Annotated in this window: 3 protein-coding genes; 2 read left to right on the forward strand and 1 reads right to left on the reverse strand. The window is 32.3% G+C overall.

Annotated elements, in window-relative coordinates:
• A partial coding sequence (locus ABWO04_RS11365; protein ID WP_353079806.1) for a glycine cleavage T C-terminal barrel domain-containing protein occupies positions 1-142 on the forward strand: 142 nt, incomplete at its 5' end.
• Between the two features lie 62 nt (positions 143-204).
• Positions 205-759, forward strand: a complete 555-nt coding sequence (locus ABWO04_RS11370) for a DUF3575 domain-containing protein (RefSeq protein ID WP_353079804.1) — start codon at positions 205-207, stop codon at positions 757-759.
• Positions 760-789: 30 nt separating this feature from the next.
• Here ABWO04_RS11370 and ABWO04_RS11375 read toward each other — a convergent pair.
• The coding region (locus ABWO04_RS11375; protein WP_353079805.1) for an AAA family ATPase at positions 790-2,125 on the reverse strand (1,336 nt) is incomplete at its 5' end.

A 2,125-nucleotide genomic window follows, 5' to 3' on the forward strand; every position in this document is an offset into this window, starting at 1 on the left:
GCAATCGCCAAGTTTAGGAATTGCCATAGGAATGGGATACGTTCCAACAGCATTAGCAACTCCAGATTCTGAAATTTATATTCGAATTAGAAATAAAGATATTAAAGCAAAAGTGGTTAAAATGCCATTTTTGAAGAAATAATTTTTTTTAAAAAGAAAAATATTTATATTAGCAGTCTCAAATTAATCTAAAACAAATAATTTATGAAAAAAGTATTATTTACTGCAATTGCAGTTTTTGGTTTTGTTGCTACAAACGCACAAGAAAACATTGTAAAAGTTAACCCATTATCAATTTTGGGTGGTACAGATTTAGTAAGTTTTGAACACAAGTTAGGTGATAACAGCTCCTTTGTAGTTGGAGGTGGTATTGGTGGATTTAAAATCGGTGATGCTAAATATTCTAATTTTGGAGGTGAATTACAATACCGTTATTACTTTAATGAAGCATTACAAGGGTTTTATGCTGGTGCACAAGCTGGATACAATTCTGGAAAAGTTAAACTTGAAAATTCATTTTCAATCAGTAGTACTGGTGCTATTACAACGGGAACTTCTAATGAAACTAATTTTGGTGCCTTAAAAGTTGGTGCAAAAGGAGGTTATCAATGGATTTGGGATAGTGGATTGTCGATAGATTTAAACGTAGGAATTGCTTATAATAAATTTACTTACAAAAACGAAGATGGTTTATTTTCAACTCTAAAAGCTAGTGGTACTTTACCTAACTTCGGATTTGGTATCGGATATGCATTTTAATTCTTAGAGTAATTTATAAAGAAAAACCTGCTAATTAGCAGGTTTTTCTGTTTTCATTACTTTTACAATTAGTTCTTGTGAGACCTCATCTAAATCCATAAAGATTTCATCGCCTTCATGTATTTTTGAAGTTATTATTTCTTCGGCAAGCGCATCTTCAACATATTTCTGGATGGCTCTTTTTAATGGTCGTGCTCCAAATTGTTTATCAAAACCTTTTTCAGCAATGAAATCTTTTGCTTTTTCAGAAATGGTAAACGTATATCCTAAATCTTTAATACGTAAAATAAGTTTTTCCATTTCAATATCGATTATTTTATCAATATCGTGTTTTTCTAAACTATTAAATACAATTACATCATCAATTCTATTTAAAAATTCAGGTGCAAACGCTTTTTTCAAAGCATTTTCAATTACCGATTTGTTGTAATCATCAGCTTGAGCTGTTTTCGCAGCCGTTCCAAAACCAACACCTTGACCGAAATCTTTTAATTGACGGGCTCCAATATTAGAAGTCATTATAATTATTGTATTTCTAAAATCGATCTTTCTACCTAAACTATCTGTTAAAAAACCATCGTCTAAGACCTGAAGCATCATGTTAAAAACATCTGGATGTGCTTTTTCTATTTCGTCTAATAAAACAACTGCGTATGGTTTTCTTCTAATTTTTTCGGTTAATTGACCACCTTCTTCGTAGCCAACATAGCCTGGAGGTGCTCCAACTAAACGTGAAATAGCAAATTTCTCCATATATTCACTCATATCGATTCGCACTAACGCCTCTTCAGAATCAAATAATTCTTTCGCCAATACTTTTGCTAATTGCGTTTTTCCGACACCTGTAGAACCTAAAAAGATAAACGAACCTATTGGTTTGTTAGGATCTTTTAAACCCGCTCGGTTTCTTTGTATAGATTTAGCAATTTTTTGTACAGCTTCGTCTTGTCCAATTACTTTTCCTTTTATTAGTTCCGGTAGTTTGGCTAATTTATTAGTTTCTGTTTGCGCAATTCTATTTACAGGAATCCCTGTCATCATTGAAACGACATCTGCAACATTGTCTTCCGTTACTTCAACACGATTTAACTTAGAATCTTCTTCCCATTTTTCTTGCGCAATGGCTAAATCTTTTTCTATTTTCTTTTCGTCATCACGTAATTTGGCTGCTTCTTCAAATTTTTGTTTTTTAACCACTGAATTTTTCAGTTCACGAACTTCTTCTAATTGTTTTTCCAGTTCTAAAATTTGTTTTGGCACTTCAATATTTGTAATGTGCACACGAGAACCCGCTTCATCTAAAGCATCAATAGCTTTGTCTGGTAAAAATCGGTCCGTCATATAACGACTCGTAAGTTTTACACAA

The sequence above is a fragment of the Flavobacterium sp. genome (assembly GCF_040382755.1).
Lineage (GTDB): Bacteria > Bacteroidota > Bacteroidia > Flavobacteriales > Flavobacteriaceae > Flavobacterium.

Coding starts and splice junctions, on each gene's coding strand:
- ABWO04_RS11370 (WP_353079804.1), top strand. CDS start 205: ATGAAAAAAGTATTATTTACTGCAATTGCAGTTTTTGGTTTTGTTGCT.